The 558-nt window shown below is 67.7% G+C and carries 1 protein-coding gene; it reads right to left on the reverse strand.

The genetic code is table 11. The annotated features are described in order from the left end of the window. A partial coding sequence (locus tag ADL15_RS17630; protein WP_067691831.1) for an FtsK/SpoIIIE domain-containing protein occupies positions 1-558 on the reverse strand: 558 nt, incomplete at both ends.

Consider the following 558-nt stretch of genomic DNA (forward strand, 5'->3'; position numbering starts at 1 on the left):
GTTCGCGGACCAGCCGAGCTGCGCCCAGCCCTGCCCGAGCACGATGTCCGAGGACGAGTTGGTGGTGCATCGGCCGGCGAACCGCCACGCGAACAGGTCTCGCAGCGACGTCGGGATGATGTCCGAGCTGGGACGCTGGGTGGCGGCGATGACGATGATGCCGACCGCCCGTCCCCGCGCGACCAGGTCCCGCAGCAGCGACGCGAAGTCATCGCGGTCCTGCTTGCGGCCGACCGTCGCGGAGAAGTACGCGATCTCGTCGATCCCGACCACGTACGGAAGGAACGCGTCCCGGGGCGTGATTTTGCGGCGCCCACATGCCAGCAGGTACGCGTAGCGGCGGTCCATCATCGTCTGCAAGCGCTTGAGCACGCTCAGCGCCTGACCCAGGTTCGGGCCGACGAACACGTCCGCGCACTCGCGCCACTGCCCCAGCTCGACCTGCTTACCGTCGAATAAGCACAGCTTGCAGTCCAGCGACAACGCGGCGTGCGCCATCGCACCGTTGAGCAGACCCGACTTACCCGCGCCCGGCTCGCCACCGATCAGCAGATTCTT

The organism is Actinoplanes awajinensis subsp. mycoplanecinus (assembly GCF_001509495.1).
In the GTDB taxonomy this organism is placed as follows: Bacteria; Actinomycetota; Actinomycetes; order Mycobacteriales; family Micromonosporaceae; genus Actinoplanes; species Actinoplanes palleronii.